25 protein-coding genes and 1 pseudogene are annotated in these 24,653 nt (G+C 65.0%); 13 read left to right on the top strand and 13 right to left on the bottom strand.

Annotation, left to right across the window (positions count from 1 at the left end):
• Positions 1-4 precede the first annotated feature (4 nt).
• Positions 5-1,333 carry a DUF92 domain-containing protein gene (locus DM868_RS03930; protein ID WP_137275530.1) on the top strand — a complete coding sequence of 443 codons (1,329 nt, stop codon included), beginning with the start codon at positions 5-7 and terminating at the stop codon, positions 1,331-1,333.
• Positions 1,330-1,737, top strand: a complete 408-nt coding sequence (locus DM868_RS03935; RefSeq protein ID WP_137275531.1) for a GNAT family N-acetyltransferase — start codon at positions 1,330-1,332, stop codon at positions 1,735-1,737. The genes DM868_RS03930 and DM868_RS03935 overlap by 4 nt, the downstream gene beginning before the upstream one ends.
• Here DM868_RS03935 and dnaG read toward each other — a convergent pair.
• A complete protein-coding gene (dnaG, locus tag DM868_RS03940) occupies positions 1,714-2,988 on the bottom strand; it encodes a DNA primase DnaG (RefSeq protein ID WP_137275532.1) in 1,275 nt (424 codons plus the stop codon). The genes DM868_RS03935 and dnaG overlap by 24 nt on opposite strands.
• Positions 2,989-3,140: 152 nt before the next feature.
• On the bottom strand, positions 3,141-3,566 hold the full coding sequence (locus DM868_RS03945; protein ID WP_137275533.1) for a bis(5'-nucleosyl)-tetraphosphatase: 426 nt from the start codon (positions 3,564-3,566) through the stop codon (positions 3,141-3,143).
• 45 nt (positions 3,567-3,611) lie between these two features.
• Between DM868_RS03945 and DM868_RS03950 the strand changes: the two genes are divergently transcribed.
• Together DM868_RS03950 and DM868_RS03955 are read left to right on the top strand one after the other, a co-directional pair.
• Entirely contained in the window at positions 3,612-4,022 is a 411-nt protein-coding gene (locus tag DM868_RS03950; protein ID WP_342776368.1) for an uS10/mL48 family ribosomal protein, read from the top strand.
• 53 nt (positions 4,023-4,075) lie between these two features.
• A complete protein-coding gene (locus DM868_RS03955) occupies positions 4,076-5,347 on the top strand; it encodes an amidohydrolase (protein ID WP_137275534.1) in 1,272 nt (423 codons plus the stop codon).
• On the opposite strand, the gene DM868_RS03960 is transcribed toward DM868_RS03955, so the two are convergent.
• Positions 5,348-5,845, bottom strand: a complete 498-nt coding sequence (locus DM868_RS03960; RefSeq protein ID WP_137275535.1) for a LabA-like NYN domain-containing protein — start codon at positions 5,843-5,845, stop codon at positions 5,348-5,350.
• 54 nt (positions 5,846-5,899) lie between these two features.
• Positions 5,900-6,640, bottom strand: coding sequence for a proteasome assembly chaperone family protein (locus DM868_RS03965; RefSeq protein ID WP_137275536.1), 741 nt, complete (start codon positions 6,638-6,640; stop codon positions 5,900-5,902).
• 121 nt (positions 6,641-6,761) lie between these two features.
• Here DM868_RS03965 and DM868_RS03970 point away from each other — a divergent pair, with 121 nt between their 5' ends.
• Entirely contained in the window at positions 6,762-7,673 is a 912-nt protein-coding gene (locus tag DM868_RS03970) for an RsmB/NOP family class I SAM-dependent RNA methyltransferase (RefSeq protein ID WP_137275537.1), read from the top strand.
• Entirely contained in the window at positions 7,670-8,203 is a 534-nt protein-coding gene (locus tag DM868_RS03975; protein WP_137275538.1) for a DUF7122 family protein, read from the top strand. The genes DM868_RS03970 and DM868_RS03975 overlap by 4 nt, the downstream gene beginning before the upstream one ends.
• Here DM868_RS03975 and DM868_RS03980 read toward each other — a convergent pair.
• On the bottom strand, positions 8,200-9,702 hold the full coding sequence (locus tag DM868_RS03980; protein ID WP_137275539.1) for a DUF790 family protein: 1,503 nt from the start codon (positions 9,700-9,702) through the stop codon (positions 8,200-8,202). The two genes, DM868_RS03975 and DM868_RS03980, sit on opposite strands and share 4 nt — an antisense overlap.
• 105 nt (positions 9,703-9,807) lie before the next feature.
• Between DM868_RS03980 and DM868_RS03985 the strand changes: the two genes are divergently transcribed.
• On the top strand, positions 9,808-10,164 hold the full coding sequence (locus DM868_RS03985; protein WP_137275540.1) for a DUF7471 family protein: 357 nt from the start codon (positions 9,808-9,810) through the stop codon (positions 10,162-10,164).
• Between the two features lie 2 nt (positions 10,165-10,166).
• On the opposite strand, the pseudogene DM868_RS15625 reads toward DM868_RS03985, so the two are convergent.
• Positions 10,167-10,274: pseudogene (locus DM868_RS15625) on the bottom strand (endonuclease III domain-containing protein); the annotation flags it as partial.
• Positions 10,275-10,423: 149 nt separating this feature from the next.
• On the opposite strand from DM868_RS15625, the gene DM868_RS03995 reads away from it, so the two are divergent.
• The gene (locus tag DM868_RS03995; protein WP_137275541.1) at positions 10,424-11,257 is read left to right on the top strand and encodes a CPBP family intramembrane glutamic endopeptidase; all 834 of its coding nucleotides are present in this window, start codon (positions 10,424-10,426) and stop codon (positions 11,255-11,257) included.
• 48 nt (positions 11,258-11,305) lie between these two features.
• On the opposite strand, the gene DM868_RS04000 is transcribed toward DM868_RS03995, so the two are convergent.
• Together DM868_RS04000 and DM868_RS04005 are read right to left on the bottom strand one after the other, a co-directional pair.
• Positions 11,306-12,232: an endonuclease III domain-containing protein gene (locus tag DM868_RS04000; RefSeq protein ID WP_137275542.1), complete on the bottom strand. Its 927-nt coding sequence runs from the start codon at positions 12,230-12,232 to the stop codon at positions 11,306-11,308.
• A gap of 69 nt (positions 12,233-12,301) precedes the next feature.
• Complete coding sequence (locus tag DM868_RS04005; protein WP_137275543.1) at positions 12,302-12,721, bottom strand: DUF371 domain-containing protein; 420 nt, start codon at positions 12,719-12,721, stop codon at positions 12,302-12,304.
• A gap of 279 nt (positions 12,722-13,000) precedes the next feature.
• Between DM868_RS04005 and DM868_RS04010 the strand changes: the two genes are divergently transcribed.
• Both DM868_RS04010 and DM868_RS04015 read left to right on the top strand, forming a co-directional pair.
• Complete coding sequence (locus DM868_RS04010) at positions 13,001-13,891, top strand: coiled-coil protein (RefSeq protein ID WP_137275544.1); 891 nt, start codon at positions 13,001-13,003, stop codon at positions 13,889-13,891.
• 92 nt (positions 13,892-13,983) lie between these two features.
• Entirely contained in the window at positions 13,984-14,832 is an 849-nt protein-coding gene (locus tag DM868_RS04015; protein ID WP_137275545.1) for a succinylglutamate desuccinylase/aspartoacylase domain-containing protein, read from the top strand.
• Between the two features lie 14 nt (positions 14,833-14,846).
• Here the strand turns inward: DM868_RS04015 and DM868_RS04020 are convergent, their stop codons facing one another.
• From DM868_RS04020 to DM868_RS04030, 3 genes are read right to left on the bottom strand one after another with little or no spacing between them, the layout of a single operon-like run.
• A complete protein-coding gene (locus DM868_RS04020) occupies positions 14,847-15,293 on the bottom strand; it encodes a UPF0179 family protein (protein WP_137275546.1) in 447 nt (148 codons plus the stop codon).
• Between the two features lie 58 nt (positions 15,294-15,351).
• Positions 15,352-15,792: a Zn-ribbon domain-containing OB-fold protein gene (locus DM868_RS04025; protein ID WP_137275547.1), complete on the bottom strand. Its 441-nt coding sequence runs from the start codon at positions 15,790-15,792 to the stop codon at positions 15,352-15,354.
• Positions 15,789-16,958 (bottom strand): thiolase C-terminal domain-containing protein, encoded by a 1,170-nt coding sequence (locus tag DM868_RS04030; RefSeq protein WP_137275548.1) that lies wholly within the window; start codon positions 16,956-16,958, stop codon positions 15,789-15,791. The genes DM868_RS04025 and DM868_RS04030 overlap by 4 nt, the downstream gene beginning before the upstream one ends.
• Before the next feature lie 110 nt (positions 16,959-17,068).
• Here DM868_RS04030 and DM868_RS04035 point away from each other — a divergent pair, with 110 nt between their 5' ends.
• Positions 17,069-18,682: a long-chain-fatty-acid--CoA ligase gene (locus tag DM868_RS04035; protein WP_137275549.1), complete on the top strand. Its 1,614-nt coding sequence runs from the start codon at positions 17,069-17,071 to the stop codon at positions 18,680-18,682.
• Between the two features lie 51 nt (positions 18,683-18,733).
• On the opposite strand, the gene DM868_RS04040 is transcribed toward DM868_RS04035, so the two are convergent.
• Together DM868_RS04040 and DM868_RS04045 are read right to left on the bottom strand one after the other, a co-directional pair.
• Positions 18,734-19,501 carry an enoyl-CoA hydratase/isomerase family protein gene (locus DM868_RS04040; RefSeq protein WP_137275550.1) on the bottom strand — a complete coding sequence of 256 codons (768 nt, stop codon included), beginning with the start codon at positions 19,499-19,501 and terminating at the stop codon, positions 18,734-18,736.
• 46 nt (positions 19,502-19,547) lie between these two features.
• Positions 19,548-19,934, bottom strand: a complete 387-nt coding sequence (locus tag DM868_RS04045) for a DUF5820 family protein (RefSeq protein ID WP_137275551.1) — start codon at positions 19,932-19,934, stop codon at positions 19,548-19,550.
• Positions 19,935-20,273: 339 nt separating this feature from the next.
• Here DM868_RS04045 and DM868_RS04050 point away from each other — a divergent pair, with 339 nt between their 5' ends.
• Positions 20,274-22,346 (top strand): PrkA family serine protein kinase, encoded by a 2,073-nt coding sequence (locus tag DM868_RS04050; RefSeq protein WP_137275552.1) that lies wholly within the window; start codon positions 20,274-20,276, stop codon positions 22,344-22,346.
• A complete protein-coding gene (locus DM868_RS04055; protein ID WP_137275553.1) occupies positions 22,343-24,643 on the top strand; it encodes a PrkA family serine protein kinase in 2,301 nt (766 codons plus the stop codon). The genes DM868_RS04050 and DM868_RS04055 overlap by 4 nt, the downstream gene beginning before the upstream one ends.
• Positions 24,644-24,653 lie beyond the last annotated feature (10 nt).

Genomic DNA, 24,653 nt, shown 5'->3' on the forward strand with positions numbered 1-24,653 from the left:
GTGCGTGACCGGAGACATAGCGCGCGCCATCGGCTACCTCCTCGTCGGGAGCGCGACGCTCCTCGCTCCGGTCTTGGACGGGCGAGTACACGAAACGATCGCAGCCATCGGGACCATCGCTCCCTTCGCGCTGCTCGCAGCCGTCGCGCTCGTTTCGACTGATGGACCGCTGTTCGAACTCTTCGCCCGCGACGGCGATCGAGACGAGGACCGGCTACACAGTCTCGCATCGTTCTGCTTCGCCGTCGCGGCGTTGGCGTTCCTCTTCGTCGCGCTCGATCTTCCACTCGCCGCCTTCGTCGCCGCGGTGTTCGTCCTGACTGCGGGAAATCTCGGACAACGCGTCGTGGTCTCTCGCATTCCCACACCCGTCGCGGGAGCTTCGGCCTTCGCGGCGCTCGGAACGGTCGCCGCGACCGCGGCGGTGTTCGCCGCCGGACGGCTCGGTGGGACGGTGCCCACATCGCCGACCGTCCTCTTCGTCGTCGCGAGCGGCGCACTCATCGGTGCGCTCGTTCGGACGACGCTGTCACCGTTCGACGATTCGTTGGTGTTGCTGTCGGTCGGGCTCGTCATATGGTTCCTGCTCGGACTGGGTGTCGAGCCGTCCCTCGAACGGTTGGCAATCGGCTTGTCGGTGACGATCGCGCTGGGATACGTGGCCTACGCGCTCGGGACGGCCTCTGTCACCGGTACCCTGAGTGGGGTGTTGCTCTCGCTTTGGGCGATCGTCCTCGGCGGCTACGGCTGGTTCGCGCTCCTTATCACGTTCTTCGGCCTCGGCGGGCTGGCGTCGAAGTATCGATACGACGAAAAACTCGCCCGCGGTATCGCACAGGAGAACGAGGGTGCGCGCGGAGGCAGCAACGTACTCGCAAACTCCGCGGTCGCCCTCGTCGCCGTGGTCGCGTACGTCGCCGCAGAGGGAATGGGTATAGCCCCGGTCGTCTTCCAGTTCGCCTTCGCCGGTGCGGTCGCGGCCGCGCTCGCCGACACGTTCTCCAGCGAGTTCGGCGGCCTCTTCGACTCCCCACGGCTGATCACGACGCTCGAACCCGTCGCCCCGGGGACCGACGGCGGCGTCACGTGGCAGGGCGCAGTCGCCGGGGCGACCGGCTCGGGCCTCATCGCTGCGCTCGCGCTGTTCTTCTTCGATTTCGGCCCCTTGGCCACGTTCACCGTCTTCGGTGCGGGCGTCCTCGGGATGGTCGTCGATAGCCTTCTGGGCGCGACACTCGAGGGGGATCGAGTTGGAAACCAGACGGTCAATCTGCTCGCGACGCTCTCGGCCGGACTCGGGTGCGCGACGGTGGCACTCGTTCGCTTCGTATGATTCGCCCGCTGGAGCCGGCCGATCGTCCGACAGTCCGGGCACTACAAAGCCATCTTCAGTACGCGGATCCGGACTGCATCGACGCCGCAGTTCGCGGGCCGTTTCTCGGTCGCGTTGCCGTCGCCTGCGACTGGCTCGTCGGATACGCCCTCGCGTTCCCTGGCGATCCGGCGACCCTCACGGAACTCGTCGTCGCGCCCGACGCCCGTCGGGAGGGACACGGTCGAGAACTCGTCGAATCGGTCGTCTCTGCGATCGATACGGACCGGATCGTCGTCACGACACCGACCGGAAACCGCGGGGTGAGACGGTTCTACCGGAGACTCGGATTCGAGTGCGACGCCACGTGCGACGGATTTTACGCCGACGGCGCGGACGCGTTACGCCTCGCTCGGCGCGAGTAGCTGATCGACGGTCCGGATCCGGACGCTCGTCGGACGCTTGACGAACTCGCCCATCGACGCCGCGACCACGTGATCGACGCCGCGCTGGGCGGCGACGTCGAGGAGTTTCTGGCTCAACTCGGCGTCGACGACGATCGCCGTCGGCACCGTGGCTTCCTCGACCACGAGATCGAACGCGTCCGCCGCGTCACCGTCGGCGATCACGCCGAACTCTTCGTCGAGGAGTCGAACGCGCCCCGTCTCCTCGCCGATAACGGCGCGCGTGTGCTCCCGAAGCGTCCCCGAGTGCGACGCGTCCACCATCCCGTCGGTTTCTCCGTCGCCGACGTTACCGAGGGCTTCGACGGTCGATTCGGTAGCCCCCGTATCGTCGGATTCGGCATCCGCTTCGATCGGCTCCTGCTCGTCGCCTTCGGGGTCGCCTTCGGGCTCCGAGGGCGCGTCCGACTGTTCGAGTTGGTCGTACGGAATCTTCTCGCGGAGCGCGGTCATCACCTCGTGCCGGGCGAGGTCCTCGACGGAACGTCCTTCGGGGGCGGACGCGACGTGATCGATGTCGCCGACCTGGGCGAGTTCCCGCCGGATGAGCTCGCCGCCGCGATCGCCGTCGAGGAAGGTGGTAACGGTCTTCGATTCGGTCAGTTTCGCGATCGCGTCCGGAACGTCGGTCCCCTCGACGGCGACGGCGTTTTTGATGCCGTACTGGAGGAGTGTGAGCACGTCCGAGCGCCCCTCGACGACGATGATTGCGTCCGAGTCGGTGACGCGGGGGCCCGCGGGGAGCCCCTCGTAGTCGGTGATGTCCTCGATTCGGACCGACTCACGGACCTCCTCGACGAGGTCCCGACTGGAACGCATGGATTCGTCGAATGCGCTTCCGAGGAGCGATTTCGCGCGCTCGACGACCTCCCGGCGCTTGGCCGCTCGCACGTCCTCGATCTTTCGGACCTCGATCGTCGATCGGCACGGACCGACTCGGTCGATCGTTTCGAGCGCCGCCCCCAAGATTGCCGTTTCGACCTGGTCCAGGCTCGTCGCGATCGTGATTCGGCCGAACGACTGCCCGTTTTGGGAGTCGATTTCGACGTCGATCCGGCCGACTTTCGAGGCGTCCTGTAGCTCCCTGAGGTCGAGTTCGTCGCCGAGGAGGCCCTCGGTCTGTCCGAAGACCGCCCCGACGACGTCCGAGCGCTCGACGATCCCCTCCGCCGTGATATCCGCGTGTACGAGATATTTCGCTGTGTCTTGCATTGATGAACTGCCCGTCTCCGGGCGATGGTGGTGAATGTCGTTCCACGAGTCTCCTCATGGCCGTTTTAAATACGGCCGCTCGGACGTATAAATGATGCGGCCTGAGTCGAAACGCGTCGCTGTCGGCGCTGGCCGTCGCTGCACCGACTGCGCTACTCCTCGAGTTCCTCGTCGATGAACTCGTGTGCCCCCTCGAGTATCTCGCGCGGTCCGTCCTGAGTGATCGTGTTGATCGCCTGCTCGTAGTCGCGCCACTGCAGATCGCGGTGTTCCGACGAGAGCTCGGCCGACGCCTCGTAGGACTTCGCGATGAACAGGTGGACCGTCTTGTGGATCGTATTGCCGTTCGCTTCGAATACGTAGTCGTAATCGTCACGGAAGCCGTTCAATAGCCGGAAGTCGTCGATTCCGGCCTCCTCTTTCACCTCGCGGATAGCGGTCTGCTGTAGTTCCTCGTCGCCCTCGACGCCGCCTTTGGGAAACTCCCAATCACCGGGTCGGGACTTGAGTAGCAGGTACTCACGCCGGCCACGCGTATCGCGAAAGAGGATGGCTCCCGCGCTCGTGGCCTCTATCATTACCCAGTCGTAAACGGTCATGTTATAAATGGGTGTCGGAGGGCCGTGGTGACGGTGATTCGGATCGCCATCGACACGCCAACGACGATGGATGCGTTTTTAGCGGTCGAGCGTCCACGGATGCACATGCCTTTCGTCACCACGCTGATGCTCCAAAGCGGAGATCGAGACGTCCTCGAACGGATCGTCGGGGATATAAAACACCGAGCCGAGCGTAAAGGAGTCGAACTCCGCGGCCCACACGCCGAGTCACCGGCGGATATCTCGGTTCCGCAGTCAAAGCGACTCGACGCGGGCGGGCGGTCGTTTCGACACTGGGCGTATACGGTTTATGAACGCCGCATGGAGATCGTCGGCCACGACGAGTTCGCCCGCGATGTCGCCGGACAGGCGTTCCCCGAGGGGATTCACCTCGACGTCGACGTCGAACGCGTCTCCGCCCCCGGCAGTCGCTAGCTCGGGGGTGCCGAACCGCGGGGGCTTATACTGTGCGGGAACCACCTCCCTCCATGAGCGTCGAACGCGACCGATTGGTCGAACTGCGTAGGGAGTTTCACCGTCACCCCGAGCCCGGCTGGCGGGAGTTTTGGACCACCGCCAAAATCGTCTCCGAGGTCGAACGGATCGGCGTCGACGAACTCCACGTCGGCCGCGACGCGCTGGCCGACGAACGACTCGCGGTTCCGGATAAGGACGAACTGGAGGTGTGGATGGACCGCGCCCGTGAGGCCGGTGCCGACCCCGACGTGCTGGACGAACTTTCTGGGGGCTGGACCGGTGCCGTCGCGGTGGTGCATCAGGGCGACGGCCCGACCGTCGGGGTGCGGGTCGACATCGACGGGCTCCCCCGCGAAGAGTCGACCGACGAGCGGCACGAACCCGCACGTGAGGGCTTCCGATCCGAGACGGGCGCGATGCACGCCTGCGGCCACGACGCGCACGCGACGATCGGCCTCGGCGTCCTCGAATCGGTCAAAGAGAGCGACTTCTCGGGGACGTTCAAGCTGTTCTTCCAGCCCGCAGAGGAGATCATCGGCGGCGGCAAGCCGATGGCCGATTCCGGCCACCTCGACGACGTCGACTACCTCTTTGCGATCCACATCGGCCTCGACTATCCGACCGGCGAAATCATCGGCGGGATCGACGACTTCCTTGCAGTCACCCAGTTCTACACCACGTTCGAGGGGCATCCGGGCCACGCCGGCGCGCGCCCCGAGGAGGGCAGAAACGCCGTGCAGGCGATGGCGACGGCCATCGGCAACCTCTACGGTATCGAGCGCCACAGCGAGGGCGAATCGCGCGTCAACGCCGGTCGCGTCGGCGGCGGCACCGCGACGAACATCATCCCCGAGGAGGCGTTCATCCACGGCGAGGTTCGGGGCGAGACGACCGACATCCGCGATTACACCTTCAGACGGGCCAAACAGGTCTTCGAGGGTGCGGCCATCTCCCACGACTGCAGCGCGGACGTGACCATCGAGGGGGAGGCCCCCTCGGCCGAAAGCGACGAGGAACTGGTCGAGTCGATCCACGACGCCGCCCGAGCGCACCCGGACGTCGAGCGCGCGACCCGACGCGGCTCGATCGGCGGGAGCGAGGACGCGACGTTTCTCATGCAGCGCGTCCAGCAACACGGCGGGCTGGCGACGTACGCCTGCATCGGAACCGACCACCCCGGTGGTCACCACACGTCGACGTTCGACGTGGACGAGGATTCGCTCACGCTGGGCGTCGACGTCCTCACCGAGGCGATCGTCGAGGCTTCGAAGACGCGGCCGTAGCTACAGCAGGTATCGCTCTTGATCGTCGCTCATGTCGACGACTGAATCGGCGGCCTCGACAAGCTCCTCGGCCATCGATCCGCCGAACCCGAACACCTCCGTCCGGACGCCCTCGTGCCGGAGGTGCGTACACAGCCGCGCGAAGTCCCCGTCGCCGCTACACAGGACGAACGTGTCGATCTTCCCCGCGAGCGTGACCGCGTCGAGACACATTCCGAGATCCCAGTTAGCTTTCTGTGAGCCGTCGGCGAACGTCTTGATGTCCTTAATTTTTGTTTCGAATCCGATGCCGCGGAGCGCGTCGAAGAAGTCCTCCTCAGAGGGCGATTCGGCCCGAATCACGTAGGCGAGCGCCCGGACCAGTTCGCGGTCGTCGACGGCGGCGTCGAGCATCGCGGTGTAATCGACGTTACGCGAGTAAAGGCTGTGCGCCGCGTGATAGAGATTTTGTGAGTCCGCGAGAACGGCAACGCGCTGAGCCGCATGGATCGGTCGCATACTCGGACTCGTCCCGCGTCGGCTATATGTCTTGGCGTCCAGCGGCGTCGCGGGCTACTGGAAGCCGCGGATCGGCTGCGCCTGCGTGCTCTCGTCGCGATCGACTTCTTGGAGCCGCTTCGCTAACTGCTCTCTGGCCGCTTGGATCTCGTCGGCTTGGTCGACCAGTCGGTCGGTGCTCACGTCGATGCCCGCGATCGGCGTGATCCCGTCCTCGAGGACGACCCGCGCGGCCTCCGGATCGGGGAACCGCGGATCGGTCTGGGCGATGAGGCCGACTGCATCGAGCTCCGTCTCCACGGCTCGGTGCAACAGCGCCCCGGTCGGCCCCGAGATCAAGCCACCGCCGCTCGGTGGGACGATGTCGACGTCATCGAGCATCGACGCACCGTTTCCGGCCGCGACGCCGTAGAGTTTCGGAACGTCGGCTTTCTCCTCGGCCAGCCCGCTGATGTACAGCGGAAACGCGTCGCTCGTGTCGATCCAGCCGGTGACGCAGCTGGCGAACTCGGTCGCCTGTTTCGGCGACACCGGAACGTCGCTCTGGAGGACGACGAGATCCCGCGTCTCGTCGGCGTACAACCGCACCGGCGGCAGCAGGTCCGGCGAGTCCCCGCCGTAGACGGCGACGCGCGGCAGCCCCTCACAGAGCAGCGCGCCGTAGTACGCCATGTCGAACTCATCGACGAGGTGATCGGCGGCGATCTTCCCGACGAGACCGGCACCCGGAAGGCCTTCGATGAGCGTCGGCGACTCGAGTTCGATCCCCTCGTCGATAATCTGGATGCGTGCCATACGCCGACCGACGTGACCGAGCATCATAATAGTGAGCCGATCAGGGCATCGCCACGCCGGATCGCCGTTCCACGCGATCCGTGATCGACACCGACAAACCACCTCGGGGTCGACTGTGCGCATGGAGCCGCTTTCGAGATACGACCCCATCGTCGGCGACCCGTCGGCGTTTCACTCCGCCTGTGAGCGCCCGTTGCCGTCGGTCGTCCGGGTCAACGAGATCAAGGCGACGCCCGATCGGGTTCGACGGGCGTTCGACGAGGCGGACGTCGAGTACGCCCCCGTCGACTGGCACGACGGCCTCTTTCGACTCGGCGACGGCGAGTCGCCCGGGAACTCCTGGCCGTTCGTCCACGGCTGGGTGTACGGTCAAGAGGAGGTGTCCGCCGTTCCGGCGATCGCGCTCGACCCATCACCGGGCGAACGCGTCTTGGATTGCTGTGCGGCACCGGGAAGCAAGACCACGCAACTGGCCGCGCGGATGGACGACCGCGGCACGCTCGTCGGCAACGACAACAACCTCGGACGCCTGTCTGCGCTCCGGTCGAACGCCGAACGCTGCGGCGTGACGAACCTCGTCGTGACCAGACAGGACGCGCGGAACTTCTCGTTGAAACCGTTCGGTGCGGAGCCGTTCGATCGGACGCTCGTCGACGTGCCCTGCTCCTGTGAGGGGACGATCCGAAAGAATCCCGACGCGGTCGACAGCTGGTCGATGGATCACGTCGAGGGGATCGCCGGCGTCCAGAAGGGGATCCTCGAACGGTCGATCGAGATCACCCGGCCGGGCGGCACCGTCGTCTACTCGACGTGTACGTTCGCTCCCGAGGAGAACGAGGCGGTGCTCCAGTACGCGCTCGACCGCACCGGCTGTCGGCTCGTCGAGTACGACCTCCCGCTCGAACACGTCTCGGGACTCGTCGAGTGGGACGACGAGACGTTCGACGAGTCGATGCGGAAGGCCAAGCGGATCTACCCACACCACAACGACACCGGCGGATTCTTCTGTGCGAAACTGGAGGTGGGAGAATGAGCGGTGGCGACGGGGGCGGAACTGACGACGACGGCAACGTCGGACAACGATTCGATCGATTGCCCGAAACGGCAGCCGACCGCGAGGTCGAGGGCCGAGCGACCCGCGAGGCGGTCGTCGGCTGGTGGGTCGAACGCTTCGATCTCGACCCCGAGCGGTTCGCGGGGCACACGTTCTGGGAGAAGGGGTCGGGGAAGATCTGGGCGTTCGCCGGTGAGATCGACTCGCCGGCCGAAGTCGAGGGGCTCGGGATGACCTTTCTCCGAACCAGACAGGAACACTGGAAACCCACCACGGACGCGGTCCAGCGGTTCGGTCGCGGGGCGACGAAGAACGTCGTCGTCCTCGACGACGAGGACGCGCGAGCCTTCCTCCGCGGCGAGGACACCGAGCCCGAGTGGGACGGCGACTGGGGTTACCTCATCGCGGCCCACCGGATCGCGGGAGCGATCGAACCGATCGGCGTCGGGCTGTACATCTACGACGAGCTCCGATCGCAGATGCCGAAAGGGCGGCAGCGCGACCTCTAATCTCGCTCGGCGATCGTCCCGCCGCTGAGCCCCTCCCACTCGACCCGGTACCCGAGGCGGGCGAGAACCGCGCTGGTTTCCTCGATGCCGCGCTCGCCGAGCACCGTCTCCACGTCGTCGAGATCCATCCCTGCCTCCAGCTCCTCGGCAAGCGTCTCCAACACTGCGGGCCTGAGGAGCGTCCGGCCGACGCGTTCGTGGTCGGGAAAATCGACGGTCTCGATCGCGCGCTCGGGGACACCGCGTTCCTCGGCTAACACGGAGATGGCGATCACGTCAGCGTCGGGCGTCATCCGCGCTGGGAGCGTCGCGGCGCTTTCCGCGTGCAGTTCCGACTCGTAGGAACGCAAGGCGTCCCGAACGTCGGCGACGCTAACCGTCCCCGTGTACGGGATCGCGCGGTGGCCGAGCGCCTCGATGGCCTCGCCGACGCCGAGCGACTCGTCGTAGGCGACGAGGAAGGCAACGTCCTCCAGCGCCTCGAACCGCGAGAGTTTCTTTTCCACGTACTCCGGCGTCCAAAACCCCATGATCTCGAAGAAGACGCGGAAGTCGCCGTAGCGCCACTCGAAGGCGAAGTCGGGGATCACTGCGAACTCGCCGGCCTCGAGTGCATCTGGCTCCCGACGGAGTCGCCAATCGAGATCGAGCGCATCGAATCGGGCGTAAAAGTCCGACTCGACGCCGCTGTCGAAGGTCGGTTCGACGACCGGTTCGGCCGTCGGATGGGTGAGATCGTCCGAGTCGAGCCGGAGCGTCCGCTCGGTGCCTCGATCGTCGATCGTCGCTTCGAGGGTCCACTCGGCGGCCTTCGTGACCGTTCGGAGTAGCCGAGCGAACCGCGTCCCGTAGCGCCTCGACCGGCGAAAGAGTGCGTCGGGACCGGTAACGATCACGGTCCGCCCCTCGTCGGTTCGTCGGATCTCGTACATCAGCCGGAGCCGCTTGATCGCCGAGACGAGCGCCTTCGGCTCCGAGGTTTCGACCCGCACCGAGACAGCGTTGAACAGCGCCGTCTGCGCCAGCGAGAGGTCGTACTGCTCGCGGAGCGACTCGGGATCGTAGTTCGTTTCGATCGCGTAAAGAACCGACTCGATCTCCCGATCGGCGAACAGCGACGCGTCGACCTCGTCCGGGGACGCGTCGAGCCGGTCGGCGGCCGCGGCGAGCGCCTCGGTTCGATCCGCATCTGTCACGACGCCGACCGCCTCAGCGGCCTCGAAGGCGGCGGTTCGCGCGCGCCGCGGCGAGACGGGGGCCTCGACGGCGAACCGTGCGTCGCGGTGGATAAGCTTCGCGAACCCCCGGACCAGCTTGAAATCGTCGGCTTCCCGTTCGAGTTCGGCGAGCGCGTCGTCGAGGTCGCGCTTCGACTCGCCGACGTGCCCCTGATAGACGCCGAGGACCCGCGCAGCGAGTGCCTCGTCGGACGGGTCGGTGAATCGGGGCTGGTACCCCCCGCCGGCCCGCGAAACGCGGAGCAGGTCCTTGGTGAGCATACCGGCGTTCGGTCGCGGGTGGACAAAAACGCCGCGGGACGAGGACCGACTGCGACTGCCGCGGTCGCCCGTGGATTGATATCCAAGTCGGCCCGTACCTCGGATATGGAATCGATCGCACTGCCCCTCCAGGCGGCCGGCGACTGGATCGAGTACCCGGAGTCCGTGCTGCTGTTCGCCGTCCTCGCGCTCGCGGGGATCGGGACCGGGGTTCTCCTGGTGCTTTCGCTCGTCGTCTACAACCGCCGCCGGACACGGACGTACGCGCTCGTCACCCTCGCCATCGGAATGCTGTTCTTCCGGTCGATCGTCGGGTTGGGTACCGTCTCCGGGGCCGTTTCGATGCCCGTTCACCACCTGATCGCCCACTCGATCGACTTCGTCATCGCCGGGTTGATACTTTATGCGGCCTACGGGAGCGGTCCGAGCAGCTCGACTGCGAGCGTCGGACACTCAGACTGACGTCATCGGCCGGATTCGGGCGCGTCGACCGGACCGGCGACTTCTCCGCTCTCGGGGGAGACGCCGACCTGGTCGCGGAGGTCCGCCATCGGACAGGTGTCTGTATCTTCGCCGTGTGGCCGAAGCCTCACTTCGAAAGGGTTCTGTTTCGGTCCTGACACCGTTCACTCGGAAACCGACCACCGACCGCTGAATCGAGCCGACTATCGGGACTCTGTCGAAACCGACATATTTTGTCGATTACACCGAAATCGCCCTTATGGAACCTGCTCCGAATCGTGGCGACGGGGCGGACTGGCGAGCCATTGCGGCGTTCCTCGCGCTCGCGTTCGGCTGGTCCTGGGCGTTCTGGGTTCCGAAGGCACTCGCGGGCCTCGGTCTTCTAGACGGCCTGCCAGTCCTGCCAGAACTCGGTGCGTTCGGCCCGTCTGTCGCAGCGGTCGTACTTGTCGCATACGCAGACGGGATCATGGGTGTCGGCCGCCTTTTTGCCCGCGCCGTCCAGGTTGACTATCCCACACGGTGGCTGGCGGTTGCCCTACTGCTCCCGATTGGCGTCGTGGCTGCAGCACTCGCCGTCGCCTACGTCACGGGCACAGAGCCATCGTACCCATGGGCAGAGACGCCCAGCGTCTTGCCCATCGCGTTCGTCTTCATCTTCTTCCTCGGAGGCCCCGTCCAGGAGGAGTTCGGCTGGCGGGGATACCTGTTGGACCCGCTCCAGGACCGTCTCGGCGCTACCGTCGCCGGCCTCTCCATCGGTCTCGTCTGGGCCGTCTGGCACCTTCCGCTGTTCTACATTCCGAGTCAGACCATCTACTACAACGTCCCAATGTTCGGCTTCTTCGTCTCCACCGCCTTCCTCTCGGTCCTCCACACGTGGCTGTACAACAACACCAATCGCAGCCTCTTGCCTGCCCTCCTCATGCACACGGCGTTCAATTGGGCGAACGGAATGTTCCCGGTGCTCGAATCAGACCCAGCGAGCGTTACGCTCTTGATCGCACTCGCCGCGGCGACCGCTGCAGTCGTCGCCTACTGGGGACCGTCGACGCTGTCGCGACCACGCTCACGGTCCGATATCACAGACTGACCGCCGCAGTCGACCATCCCTCTACAACGAACGATGAATATCCGGCACTCAGTCGGTTATTTTCGTTTCAGAAGGGTCGAAGACCTCGCCAGTCTCGGGGTAGACACCGACGCGGTCGCATAAATCGTACAGCGGGCAGGATTCAGGTCCGTCGAGACAGGCCGGCTTACGGGCAGTGCAGTACTCCCGTCCGAACTGTATCGTCGCCGTATGCCCGAATCCGCATTTTTCCGGAGGGACACCGCCATGAGCGAACGTGATCTCCGCTCCGCCAACGTCGTACGTCCCGCCATTCGAGAACTCCTCTTGGTGTACGTCGGTATACTGGCTCGATGAGGCGTGACGTTCCTCCGCCGGAACGGCGGCTTCGAGCGCTTCGCGAACCCCCTCGTGGTCGGCGTCGGCTAGCGCCAGTCCCATCCGGCGCGCAATGCGGTGAACGTGTGTATCGACGGGGAAGACGCCTCCACGCCCGCCCGCAAAGAGGAGCACGCAGTCGGCCGTCTTGGGACCGACGCCGTTCATGTCGAGCAGCGTTCCCCGGACCTCGCTCGGCGACTCCTCGCGAACGAAGCGATCGAACGCCTCGGTGCTTCCGTACTCGTCGACGACGCGCTCGGCGATCGCGATGATCCGTTCGGACTTCTGATTGTACAGCCCGGCCGAGGAGATCGTCTCGGCGAGTTCGGACTGTACTGCCTCGGCGAGCGCGGTTGCGAGGTCGTCGTGGCCGTAGTGGTCCATCAACGCGTCGTGGGCCGGTTGGCTCGCCACGTCGGAGGTGTTCTGGCTGAGGATCGTCCGGACGAGACACTCGAAACCGTCGCGGCCGCCGTAGCGCTTCCGCCAGTACAGTTCGCCGAGCCGATCCACGACGGCTTCCGCTCGCGTCCTCGAACCCGCGGAATCGAACTGGGCGACCGCGCCGCCGCCCGATTCTCCCCCGGAGATGTTCTCGGCTGGTTCGTCGTCCATGCGTGGCGTTGTGTTCCCTCCCGAAAAAGCGCTCCGTACCAATACGCATTCGTGCCGGTCGGCTCGACGCTACTCGACGTCGACTCGGAGGACGCACTCCAGTTCCGCGCCGGCTTCGAGTTCGGTGACGAGGTCGCGATCGATCTCCGCCGCGGCGGTATCCGCACCGACCATCACGGTCCTGTCGTCGACGTACTCGCTTGTTCGAACGACCATGCTCCGATCGTTCTCGAAGCGGAGGTCCGGGTGGCCGTGCCCCTCGATCGTCTGCTCGAACTCGCCCGCGCAGAGTGTGGCGGTGATCGCCGCCTCGTGCGATCGACACGCGGCCACGAACGCGTCGTCGAACGCCACCGGCGTCGTGTCGGCCCCGATGCCGAGGATGCAGTCCCCGGCGGGTGTCAACCAATCGTCGCTCGTCAACTCGAACGTGCTCGTGTGCTCGGCGCTGACGTGTTCGTGGCCGAGCGCCCGAATCCGTTGTTCCATGACCGTTCGAACGGGAGTCTCATTTATATACTCGTGGAAGGGGTGTGTGAAACCTTGTCGAAGGCGTCTCTCCCACTGTGGTTGCTGTTTACACGGGGTTCTGGCCACCAAAATATTTAAATACAAATATATCATAAGCCCATACACCAGAACGCATCCGGCGTTCGGCAGCATCGTCAGCCGACCAGAATGACAGGGAACCTTCCTCATACGGCGACCGATTTTTCAGCAGCGGTTGCTGTCCGCGGCCGGAGCGGTAATGGAGTAACGTGATCAACCATGGCAGAGTCAATTGACAAATCCGACAACGTAGAACTGACAGACGACGACCTCGACAACAAATCCAAGGGCCAGCTCATCAAGAAAGCCGGCCAGCTCCGTGACCGGCGAAACGAGCTGAACCAGATGGCCTCAGAGCGCGCCTCCAAACGCGACGAATTCAACGCGAAGACGCGAGAGAAGGTCGACGAGGCTCAAGAGCACCGCGAGAAGCGCGACGAGCTCAACGAGCAAGTCCAAGAGCACAAAGAACAGCGCAACGAGCTCAACGCGAAGGCAAACGAGCTTTTCGACGAGGTCGACGGACTCAAGGACGACCTCGAGCTCAATGAGGGCAAAAGCGTCGACCAGCTCAAAGAGGAGATCGAGGATCTGGAGTTCAAACAGCAGACCGAGGTGCTCTCCAGCGAGGACGAGCGCGAACTGATCGAGAAGATCGAGGAGAAACGCGAGAAGCTCTCCGACAGAAAGGAGAAGCTCGATCAGGGCGGCGATCTCGAAGAGATTAAATCCGAGGCACAGGAGGTCCGCGCCGAAGCGTCGACCCACCACCAGAAGGTCACCGAACTGGCTGACAAGGCCCAAGAGCACCACAACAAGATGATCGAGGCCTACCGCGAGGCCGACGACATCCGCGACGAGGCCGACGAGTGGCACGACAAGTTCGTCGAGGCCCAAGAGGCCGCCGACCGCCACCACGAGGACTTCGTCCGCGTGCAAAAGCGGCTGCGCGAACTCGACAAGGAAGAGGAAGCTGAGCGCAAGGACGAGCGCGCCGAGAAGCGCGAGGCCGCAAAGGAGGAAGCAGAGGAGATCTACCAGAAGTTCAAGGAAGGCGAAACCCTCGACACCGAGGACCTGATGAAGCTGCAGAAGGCCGGCAAGCTGTAGACGTCTCGGACGCACTTTTCGCGATTGTTGCTCCCGCCGAGTCCGACCCAAAGCGGGGGGTTCATACAGTCGGGGACGCTACGACCGCGTAGATGCGCGTCGAGACGCTGGGGGACGGCGAGCCCGAATTCGCGATCGTCGGGGGAATCCACGGTGACGAGCCCTGCGGTCGGATCGCCGTCGAAACGCTCGCCGAGGAGAAACCGGATGTCGAGCGCCCCGTCAAGCTGATCATCGCGAACGAACGCGCCCTCGAGCGCGGCGTCCGATACGTCGACGAGGACCTGAACCGCGCCTTCCCCGGTTCGCCCGACGCCGAGACGTACGAGGGGCGTCTCGCCCACGAACTGCTCTCGGAGCTTCGCGGCTGTGAGATCCTCTCGTTGCACTCGACGCGTTCCCACGCGGCCCCCTTCGCGCTCGTCGACGAGCTCGACGGCCACGCGCGAGCGGTCTGTCCGTACCTGTCCGTCGAAGCGCTGGTAGAGACGGCAGAGTACAGCGACGGACGACTGATCGCCTATCCGGACGTCGTCGAACTCGAGTGTGGACTCCAGCAGTCGGCCGCCGCCGCCGATAACGCGACCCGACTCGTCAGGGAGTTCCTCGTCGCTGTCGGAGCGCTCACCGGGGAGTCGACACCGCCGCGACACCACCCGCTTCCGGTCTTTCGGCTCGACGAACAGATCCCCAAACGCCAAGCCGACGCGTACGAGGTCTTCGTCGAGAACTTCGAACGGGTCGCGACGGGCGAACGGTTCGCCGCGATCGATGGCGAACCGCTGGTCGCCGAGTCCCCGTTTTACCCCATCTTGTTGTCGGCGTACGGCTACCGGAACGTGTTCGGATACAGGGGCTCGCTCGTCGGGCGACTCGACGGCGAACCGCCAGCGCACCGGGCTGACGGCACGTCAGCGCAGGTCGAGAGCGGAACGCGCTGACGCCGGTTCACGCGTTACTCCCCTTCCGGCGCGAACTCGACGAGCGTGAGTTCTCGGTCGAGCATACAGTGGTCGTGCGGCGGTTCGCCAATTACCTCCGCGATCTGATACTCGGTGTCGAACTCCGCACCCGCGGGCTCACAGAGGTCGTGGCTCGGACATTCGGTGTAGGGACACGGCCCTTGCAGTTCGGCCTTACTCCCCGCGTAGGCCGCGTTGGAGGCGACGTTCGCGAGCACCGGTGCCGGCTCGACTTCGACGGCCGTCACGCCGGTCGCGTGGACCGCACACTCGAGCGTTCCGGAATCGCGGGTTTCGGTCACGCGATATCGCCGTCCTTCGGTCAGGTTGAGACACTGATTTCGGTACGGACAGCCCTCGCACGCCGTCGACTCGCCGCCGTATACGAACTCGGTCCCCACCGACGCGAGATGCTCACCGAGCAGCGTGACCTTCGCCATACCCCCCGTTTCGGTGGTGACGTGTTAAGACCGTCGCCGAGCGGCTCCGGTCCAGGGCTCACTCGACGCGTTCGAAGACGTGGAACGGCCACTCCTGTTCGTGTTCCAACGCGAGCGATCGTTCCCCCTCTGTCTGCTCGCGGACACGCAGTTCGACCCGATCGCCGATCTCGACGGCGTCGTACGGGGCGTCGACCCGTCCAGTAAGTCGGCCGCCGGAGTCGAGTTCGACGATCGCGATCGTGTACGGCGCGTCGTCTTCCAGCGCCGGTGGAGGCGTGTTGACCTCGGTGTAGGTGTAGATCCGCCCGGTTCGGGGTTGTGCCTCGACGTCGATCGATCGACTTCCGCAGTTGTAACAGGCGGGACGCGGAGGAAGCAACACCTGCCCGCAGTCGGCGCACACGCCACCCAGGAGCTCGCCGTCGGCGAGCGCGTCGAAGAAGCCGGGGAGCGTGAGGGGGCTGTCGGCGTCGAGCGCGACGTCGTTGTCGCTCATCGTACCCCCTCCGCCGAGAGGACGTGCGTAACCGTTATCGCGTCCGCGACGCCGCCCTCGTTGAGCAGCAAGGCGCGCTCTGCGCCCGGAACCGCACGATCACCCGCCGCCCCGGTCAGTTGCTCGTACGCCTCGGTCGCCTGCAACAGCCCCGTCGCCCCGATCGGGTGGCCGCGGGCCTTGAGCCCGCCGCTCGTGCTCATCTCGACGTCGGTCCACCCGTCGCTGCGTTCGCCGGCCGGCCGATAGCTCTCGAAGCCGCGGCCCGTCGGCGCGAACCCGACGGCTTCCGCCAAAAGCGCCTCGCTGACGGTGAACGCGTCGTGGACCTCCGCGATATCGATGTCTGCCGGCCCGACATCGGCCTCCTCGTAGGCGGTCTCGGCGGCGATCGCCGCCCCCTCGATATCGGTCAAGTTCCGTTCGGCGACGGCGATGTTGTTCGCCGCCGCGCCGGTCCCGTCGACCGTCACCGCGGGAAGGCCGAGCTCGTCGGCGATCTCGGCGGTCGTCACGAGCACCGTCGCGGCCGCGTCGCCGACCGGGGCGCAGTCGTACAGCTTCATCGGCGGTGCGACCGGCGGGGAGTCAAGCACCGTCTCGACGTCGATCTCCTGTTGGAACTGCGCCCGCGGGTTCGCGGCTCCGTTGCGGTGGTTCTTGACCGCGATCCTCGCGAGGTCTTCCTCGGTCGCGTCCGTCTCGTGGAGATATCGCTGGGCGAGGAGCGCGTACTGGCTCGGCGCGGTCACGCCCGACCGCTGTTCGATCGCGCGATCGAAGGCCGCCGAGAGCGCGTCGGTCGCGCCGCCCGTTCCGCCGGCGGTCATCTTTTCGACGCCGCAGGCGAGGACGCCGTCGTGCTCGCCGTTCCGGACATCCTTGACCGCGTGTCGAAGCGCGAGCGCGCCCGCCGCGGCACAGCCTTCGACGCGCTCGGCGGGAACCGTCCCAACGCCGGCCCACTCGGCCAACAGCGTACCGTACATGATCTGGTGCTCGTAGCTCTCGGATTGGCTGCCGACGTAGACCGCCTCGACGAGTTCAGCCGGATCGGGCAGTCCGTCAAACGCCTCCGCGAGCGCGATCGAGAACAGATCGCGGCCGGGGAGCTCCGATCGGCCGATCGGCGAGGAGCCGACGGCAGCGATTACTGGTTGTGCCATCGTGTCACGCGATACCGATCGCCCTCCGATAATTCTTTGGTCAAACGATCGGCGTTCCGCGAGCGAGTACCTACATGAATTATTACGGCGGACTCCGAGACGTGCGGTGTATGCGAAAACCACTACTGACGACGCAGTTTCTCGACCGGGCACGTCGCGATTACGGCGATCACGAGGCCGTCGTGGCGACGACCGGAGAGCGTTTCACCTACGAGGAAGTCGGTGACCGCGCGGACCGCCTCTCGGCGGCGCTGCAGGAACGCGGCATCGAGAAGGGCGATTCGGTCGCCGTCCTCGACCCGAACACCCACTACCAGCTCGAATCGGCCTACGGGATCATGCAGTTGGGCGCGATCCACACGCCGCTGAACTACCGGCTGCTGCCCGAGGACTTCGAATACATCCTCAACGACGCCGACGTGCAGGCGATCATCGCCGACTACGAGCTGGCCGAGAAGGTCGAGGCCGTCCGCGACTCGGTCCCGACCGAGGTGTTCATCACGAACGACGGCGACGCGGTCGAGGGCGAGTGGGAGGACTTCGACACGGTCATCGGTGAGGTCGAACCGACGTACGACGCCCCTGAGATGGACGAGGACGACGTGATCACGATCAACTACACGTCGGGGACGACCGGCGATCCGAAGGGCGTCATGCGGACCCACCGAACGGAGACGATCCACGCGTATCTCGTCTCGATCCACCAGGAGATCCGCGACGACGACACCTACCTGTGGACGCTGCCGATGTTCCACGTCAACGGCTGGGGGCACATCTACGCCGTCACCGGGCTGGGCGCGAGACACGTCTGCACGCGCGGCATCGACGCCGAGTGGATCTTCGACACCATCCAATCGGAGGACGTCTCGTATCTCTGCGCCGCGCCGACGGTGTTGAACATGCTCCTCGATTACTATGGGGACCACGACGTCGAGACGAGCGGCGACGCCGATGTCCGCGTCGCGACGGCCGGTAGCGCGCCGCCGGAGGCGACCATCCGAACCGTCGAGGACGAGTTCGGTTGGTATCTCAAACACGTCTACGGCGCGACGGAGACAGGGCCGCTCATCACCACATCGGACGCCCGCCGGTACTTCGACGACGACTCGCCGGACCGGTTCGCGGTCAAAAAGACCCAGGGGATCGGCTACCTGGGCACCGAGGTCCGCGTCGTCGACGAGGACGGCAACGACGTGCCCGAGGACGGCCAGACGATCGGTGAGATCGTCGTTCGCGGCAACCAGGTCATGGACCGCTATCTTGGCAAGCCCGAGGCGACCGAGGAGGCGTTCAACGACCGAATCGAGGGCTACTACCACATGGGCGACCTCGCCGCAGTCGACGAGAACGGGATGATCAAGATCCAGGACCGAAAGAAGGACATCATCATCTCCGGCGGCGAGAACATCTCCTCGATCGAACTCGAGGACACGCTGTTCGAACACCCCGAGGTGTCCGACGTGGCGATCATCCCCTCCCCGAGCGAGGAGTGGGGTGAGACGCCGAAGGCGTTCGTCGTCCCCGCTAGCGGCGATCCGGACGATCCGGGCATCTCCGAGGACGAGCTCACGCAGTTCACCCGCGACAACCTCGCGAGCTACAAGGTCGTCCGCCGAGTCGAGTTCGTCGCACAGTTGCCGACGACGGCGACCGGCAAGGTCCAAAAGTACGAACTCAGAGAGCGCGAGTGGGAGGACGAGGACTCGATGGTCGGGCAGGGGTAGCGGCTCGAAACGGCTTTTTTACGGGAAATCGTCGCGATCGTCGAAGAACGGTTACTCGAAGTCCGGCTCGCGGTTCTCGACGAACGCGTCCATCCCCTCGCGCTGATCGGGCGTGCCGAACAGACCGCCGAACGTCCGTTTCTCGTAGTCGAGCCCACCGATGTCGCTGTACCCCTGTGCGATCGCGTCTTTCGCGGCCTGGAGCGCGAAGGCGGGTTTCTCGGCGAGTTCCGCGGCGAGTTCCGCGACGCGGTCGTCGATCTCGTCGTCAGGGACCACCTCGCCGAGAAGCCCCTCCTCGCGGGCGGTCTCGGCGTCGAGACGCTGGCCGAGGTAGATCATCCGCTTCGCCGTCTCCTCGCCGACGAGTCGCGGGAGCCGCTGGGTGCCGCCCCAGCCTGGGATAATGCCGAGATCGATCTCGGTGTTGCCGATGAGCGCGGATTCGCTGCCGACCCGGATGTCGCAGGCCATCGCCATCTCGCAGCCGCCGCCGAACGCGTAGCCGTCGACCACGGCGATCGTCGGCGCCGGGAATCGTTCGAGCGCGTTCGCGACGCTGTGACCCAGTTCACCCCAGGCCTGCCCCTCGGGGGTCGAAAGGTCTTTCATGTACTTGATGTCCGCCCCGGCGATGAAGGCGTCGTCACCCGCCCCGCGGACGACGAGCACCCGCGCCTCCTCGGTCCTCGCCTCGGCGATGGCTTCACCCATTGCTTCGATCGTCTCGACGTTCAGCGCGTTGAGTGCCTCGGGACGGTCGACGGTCACCGTTGCGATGTCACCGCTCCACTCGAGATCGACGGTATCCCACGTCATGTCCGCGGATTTACGCGGCGGCTGGATAAAGCTACCTGACCGCGGCTCACCCGTCGAGCAGCGCATCGAGCGCGTCGAGGTACGATTCACGAGGCACCTCGTACAGCGAGCGGTAGTCGATCTCGCCCGTCGAAAATCGGTGCGTCAGTCGCTCGGTTCCCTCGATGGCGTCGCCTCTCGATTCGTACGCATCGGGCGCGCGTTCGACGTCCGGTTCCAGACGAAGCCTGACGAGCCACGGGGCGTCCGGCGGGAGGTTCCGGTTCCCTTCGGGCCGACGCGTCAGGCGGCCGCGACTGACGTACACCGTCGGCAGACACGGGGCGGGGAACGTCGAGCCGTCGAACACGTCCGGTCGGTACGCGAGGACTGCCCGTTCGTCATCGGCGTTCCAGACCTGCCAGCCGGTTCCAAGCGTCGCGTCCTCGAACATGGGCTTTCTTAGATACGACGGCGTATCACGTTCGTGGTTTATAAATCCCCGTCGACGCTCGTCAAATCAGCGATCGTCAGGCCGGAGAAAAAACGGGCTTCGTTTGCCGGTTTTCACGCCGTATTGGTCTTCGATGTCATGTCCAGCGGTAACAATACTTAAATGTATCCGGTACTCATGTACAAGACGGTACCGGTATCGAATCGCCATCTGCCGTCGGTCGTTGTTGCGTCGTCACGTCGCCTAAGGCTGAGTCCGTCCAGACGGCGAGCGTGATTCGATATCGCTGCGGCCAGCCCGGAATCCCGGGTGGGACGCCCTGTGCGTCTCCGTGATAGAATGAGCGATATGGAAACCCTCGAGGAACTCAGCAAGGAGTACAGAAGTACGATCCCATCGGACCTCCGTCGAACGCATTCGTTCGGATGGTATCTTGAAGAGCTGTACGAGGACCCGAAGGTCGCCCGCAACGCCCACCAGCGGTTGGCGGACATGTTCGACCACTACGGGACCTCATACGATGAGGAGGCCGGAATCGTCGAGTACGAGATCGCCTCCGCGGATCCGCTCGGCGACGGCCAGAACACCTTCTACGGCCGCGTCATCCACGAGGCGATCCACGAGTTCACCAACAAGGTGAAATCCGGCGCTCGGGGATTGGGCCCGGAAAAGCGGATCAAGCTCCTGCTCGGCCCCGTCGGCTCCGGGAAGTCCGACTTCGACCGGCAGATCAGACGCTACTTCGAGGATTACACGACCACCGACGCGGGCCGGATGTACACCTTCCGCTGGACGGGCCTCTGCGACGTGCTCCCCGATCAGGACCCGGCCGACGACGTCGTGCGCTCGCCGATGAACCAGGACCCGATCGTCCTCCTTCCCCACGAGGGCCGCCAGCGAGTCATCGACGATCTGAACGAGGTGCTCGACGCGCCGTACACGATCCGAAACGAGCAGTCGCTCGATCCGGCGAGCGAGTTCTACATGGACGCGCTCTTGGAGCACTACGACGACGACCTGCAGGCCGTCCTCGAAAACCACGTCGAGGTGATCCGACTGCTGGCCGACGAGAATAAGCGACAGGCCGTCGAGACGTTCGAGCCGAAGGACAAGAAGAACCAGGACGAAACCGAGCTCACCGGCGACGTCAACTACTCGAAGATCGCCGTCTACGGCGAATCCGACCCGCGGGCGTTCGACTACTCGGGGGCGTTCTGTAACGCCAATCGCGGAATCTTCTCCGGCGAGGAGCTGTTGAAGCTCCAGCGGGAGTTCCTCTACGATTTCCTCCACGCCACCCAAGAGCAGACTATCAAGCCGAAGAACAATCCCCGGATCGACATCGATCAGGTGATCGTCGGCCGGACGAACATGCCGGAGTACCGCGACAAGAAGGGCGACGAGAAGATGGAGGCGTTCAACGACCGGACCAAGCGGATCGACTTCCCGTACGTCCTCCAATACGAGGAAGAGGCGAAGATCTACCGGAAGATGCTGAACAACGCGGACGTGCCGGACATACATGTCGAGCCGCACACCCTGGAGATGGCCGGCCTGTTCGGCGTGTTGACCCGGATCGAAGAGCCCGACGGCGGCACCGTCTCGATCGTTCAGAAGGCGAAAGCCTACAACGGCGAGATCGACGAGGGCGAAGATATCGACGTGAAGAAGCTCCGCGACGAGGGCGCCGAAACCGCCGACATCGGCGAGGGGATGGACGGCGTCTCACCGCGGTTCATCGGCGACGAGATCGCGGAGGCGATCATGGACTCGATGCATCGCGGTCGGTTGTTCCTCTCGCCGCTGACGGCGTTCAACCACCTCGAAGGCAACCTCGAGAATCACGGTTCGATCCCCGAAGAGAACTTCGAGGACTACTACCGATACCTCGAGTCGGTCCGCGAGGAGTACAAAGACCGGGCGATCGAGGACGTTCGCCACGCCCTCGCGTACGATCTCGACGAGATCCGGAGACAGGGCGAAAAGTACATGGACCACGTCATGGCCTACATCGACGACGACACGGTCGAGGACTCGATCACCGGCCGCGATCAAGAGCCTGACGAGACGTTCCTGCGCGCCGTTGAGGAGAAACTCGACGTGCCGGCCGACCGGAAGGACGACTTCCGACAGGAGGTCGCAAACTGGGTCAGCCGACGCGCCCGCGAGGGGGAGACGTTCGAACCGCAGGACAACGATCGGCTCCGCCGGGCCCTTGAACGGAAGCTCTGGGAGGACAAAAAGCACAACATCAATTTCTCGGCGCTCGTCTCCAGCGGCGACCTCGACGACGACGAACGGAACGCCTGGATCGACGCGCTCGAGGAGCAGGGGTACAGCACGGACGGGGCGAAGGAGGTGCTCGAGTTCGCCGGTGCCGAAGTCGCGAAAGCGGAGATGGAAGACGAATGAGCGGCGAGTACGGACGACGAACGAGCGGCGAGGCGTACGTCCGGCGTGCGGACGAGGCGCTCGAGGAGACCTACGAACCGCCGATGTCGCTCGCCGAGTACGTCGATCTGGTCATCGAGCGGCCCGGATCGGCCGCCCACGCCTCGAAGTACCTCCTGGCGGCCATCGAAGCCGCGGGCACGCGCACCGTCGTCGAGGAAGGCGAACGAAAGGAGCGCTATCGCTTCTTCGACGATCCGCACAACGACGGCGAACACGCCATCCTCGGCAACACGGAGGTGCTGAACGCCTTCGTCGACGACCTCCGGTCGATCGCCGCACGCCGGGGCAAAGAGGAGAAGATCCTCTGGCTCGACGGCCCGACGGCGACCGGCAAATCGGAACTCAAACGCTGTCTGATAAACGGGCTTCGCGAGTACTCGAAGACCGATCCCGGCCGTCGCTACACGGTCGAGTGGAACATCGCGGGTGCCGACGCGTCGCCGGGGATGACCTACGGTGACGTCTCCGCGCCGGACGAGGACGACTGGTACGTCTCGCCCGTCCAGTCACACCCGCTTTCGGTGTTTCCGGAGTCGGTCCGCGACGAGCTCCTCGCGGAGTTGAACGACGCTCTCGACGACCACATCCCGATCCACCTCGACACCCGTCTCGATCCGTTCAGTCGCGAAGCCTACGACCACCTCGAAGAGCAGTATCGCCGGCGAAACACGGACGAGCTGTTCTCCGCGGTCACCGACGAGCGACACCTCCGGGTGAAGAACTACGTCGTCGATGTCGGCCAAGGGATCGGCGTCCTCCACAGCGAGGACGACGGTTCGCCGAAGGAGCGACTGGTCGGTTCGTGGATGGCCGGCATGCTCCAACAGCTCGATTCGAGGGGCCGGAAGAACCCCCAGGCGTTCAGCTACGACGGCGTCCTTTCACAGGGGAACGGGCTCCTCACAATCATCGAGGACGCCGCCCAACACGCGGATCTGCTCCAGAAGCTGTTGAATGTCCCCGACGAAGGGACGGTGAAGCTCGACAAGGGGATCGGGATGGATCTCGACACCCAGATGGTCATCATCTCGAACCCCGATCTCGAAGCGCAGCTGAACCAACACACCGGCATGGAGGGGTCCGATCCGTTGAAGGCGCTCAAACGCCGGCTGGACAAACACGAGTTCGCCTATCTGACGAACCTCTCGTTAGAAGCGGAACTGCTCCGTCGCGAGCTCACGAACGAGACGTCGATCTGGGAGGCCGACAGCTACGAGGAACTCGAATCGATGGTCCGCGAACCCGTTAGAATATCCGTCCGCGGGGCCGACGGCACCGTCCGTAACCGTGAACTCGCCCCGCACGCCATCGAGGCGGCGGCGCTGTACGCCGTCGGCTCGCGTCTCGACATCGAGGTGTTGCCGCCGGGCGTGGATCTCGTCGACAAGGCGCTGCTCTACGACCGAGGCTACCTACAAGACGGCGACGAACGGCGCTACCGCGAGGAGTTCGACTTCGGCGCGCCCGACGACGGAACCCGCGGCATCCCAGTCACGTACACGCGCGACGTCCTCGCCGACTTGCTCCACGAGGACCCCGAGCGTCGGCACCCGTCGCTCGCCGTCGAGGACGTCATCATGCCGCGGGACGTGTTGAACGCGATGGTCGACGGGCTCGACGACGCGCCGGTGTTCTCGCCGAACGAACGGACCGAGTACGAGAACCGGCTCGTCCCGGTGAAAAACCACGTCTTCGGCTGTCAGGAAGCCGATGTCATCGACGCGATCATGCGCGAGAAGCGAGTCGACGAGGCGACCGTCGAGGAGTACATCGAACACGTGTACGCGTGGGTCGAGGGCGAACGAATCGAGAACGACCGCGGCGAGACCGTCGATCCGGATCCGCTGAAGATGAAGGTGTTCGAGATCGAACACCTCGGCCGATTCGACGGGAGCGACTACGACGGCTCCGAGCCGACGGAGGACGTCGAAGCGTTCCGCGCTGAGAAGATCATCACGGCGTTGAACCGCCACGCGTGGCGGAACCGCGACGAGGACTTCCGCGTGTCCGACGTCGATCCAAGGGAGATCCCGGTCATCAGAACCGTGCTTGGCAGCCACGATTGGGACGCCGTCGGTCGAACGTTCGAGGACTTCGACCCGGATCAGTGGGACGACCCGCCCTCGGGGACTGAGACGGAGGCGATCAAGGCGCGAACGCTGCGGAACCTCCAGGAGATGTTCGGCTACTCCGCGGCCTCCGCGGAGCTGACGAGCCGGCACGTCATGGGCCAGGTGAGCTACAGATGGGACTGACGGTGTGTGA

Source organism: Natronomonas salsuginis (genome assembly GCF_005239135.1).
GTDB lineage: Archaea > Halobacteriota > Halobacteria > Halobacteriales > Haloarculaceae > Natronomonas > Natronomonas salsuginis.

Coding starts and splice junctions, on each gene's coding strand:
- DM868_RS03960 (WP_137275535.1), bottom strand. CDS start 5,845: ATGCGACCGATCCATGCGGCTCAGCGCGTTGCCGTTCTCGCGGACTCA.
- DM868_RS03975 (WP_137275538.1), top strand. CDS start 7,670: ATGAGCGGTGGCGACGGGGGCGGAACTGACGACGACGGCAACGTCGGA.
- DM868_RS03945 (WP_137275533.1), bottom strand. CDS start 3,566: ATGATAGAGGCCACGAGCGCGGGAGCCATCCTCTTTCGCGATACGCGT.
- dnaG (WP_137275532.1), bottom strand. CDS start 2,988: ATGCAAGACACAGCGAAATATCTCGTACACGCGGATATCACGGCGGAG.
- DM868_RS04040 (WP_137275550.1), bottom strand. CDS start 19,501: ATGACGTGGGATACCGTCGATCTCGAGTGGAGCGGTGACATCGCAACG.
- DM868_RS03965 (WP_137275536.1), bottom strand. CDS start 6,640: ATGGCACGCATCCAGATTATCGACGAGGGGATCGAACTCGAGTCGCCG.
- DM868_RS04035 (WP_137275549.1), top strand. CDS start 17,069: ATGCGAAAACCACTACTGACGACGCAGTTTCTCGACCGGGCACGTCGC.
- DM868_RS04005 (WP_137275543.1), bottom strand. CDS start 12,721: ATGGAACAACGGATTCGGGCGCTCGGCCACGAACACGTCAGCGCCGAG.
- DM868_RS04015 (WP_137275545.1), top strand. CDS start 13,984: ATGCGCGTCGAGACGCTGGGGGACGGCGAGCCCGAATTCGCGATCGTC.
- DM868_RS04020 (WP_137275546.1), bottom strand. CDS start 15,293: ATGGCGAAGGTCACGCTGCTCGGTGAGCATCTCGCGTCGGTGGGGACC.
- DM868_RS04050 (WP_137275552.1), top strand. CDS start 20,274: ATGAGCGATATGGAAACCCTCGAGGAACTCAGCAAGGAGTACAGAAGT.
- DM868_RS04045 (WP_137275551.1), bottom strand. CDS start 19,934: ATGTTCGAGGACGCGACGCTTGGAACCGGCTGGCAGGTCTGGAACGCC.
- DM868_RS04000 (WP_137275542.1), bottom strand. CDS start 12,232: ATGGACGACGAACCAGCCGAGAACATCTCCGGGGGAGAATCGGGCGGC.
- DM868_RS03935 (WP_137275531.1), top strand. CDS start 1,330: ATGATTCGCCCGCTGGAGCCGGCCGATCGTCCGACAGTCCGGGCACTA.
- DM868_RS04025 (WP_137275547.1), bottom strand. CDS start 15,792: ATGAGCGACAACGACGTCGCGCTCGACGCCGACAGCCCCCTCACGCTC.
- DM868_RS03995 (WP_137275541.1), top strand. CDS start 10,424: ATGGAACCTGCTCCGAATCGTGGCGACGGGGCGGACTGGCGAGCCATT.
- DM868_RS03980 (WP_137275539.1), bottom strand. CDS start 9,702: ATGCTCACCAAGGACCTGCTCCGCGTTTCGCGGGCCGGCGGGGGGTAC.
- DM868_RS04010 (WP_137275544.1), top strand. CDS start 13,001: ATGGCAGAGTCAATTGACAAATCCGACAACGTAGAACTGACAGACGAC.
- DM868_RS03955 (WP_137275534.1), top strand. CDS start 4,076: ATGAGCGTCGAACGCGACCGATTGGTCGAACTGCGTAGGGAGTTTCAC.
- DM868_RS03985 (WP_137275540.1), top strand. CDS start 9,808: ATGGAATCGATCGCACTGCCCCTCCAGGCGGCCGGCGACTGGATCGAG.
- DM868_RS04030 (WP_137275548.1), bottom strand. CDS start 16,958: ATGGCACAACCAGTAATCGCTGCCGTCGGCTCCTCGCCGATCGGCCGA.
- DM868_RS03970 (WP_137275537.1), top strand. CDS start 6,762: ATGGAGCCGCTTTCGAGATACGACCCCATCGTCGGCGACCCGTCGGCG.
- DM868_RS04055 (WP_137275553.1), top strand. CDS start 22,343: ATGAGCGGCGAGTACGGACGACGAACGAGCGGCGAGGCGTACGTCCGG.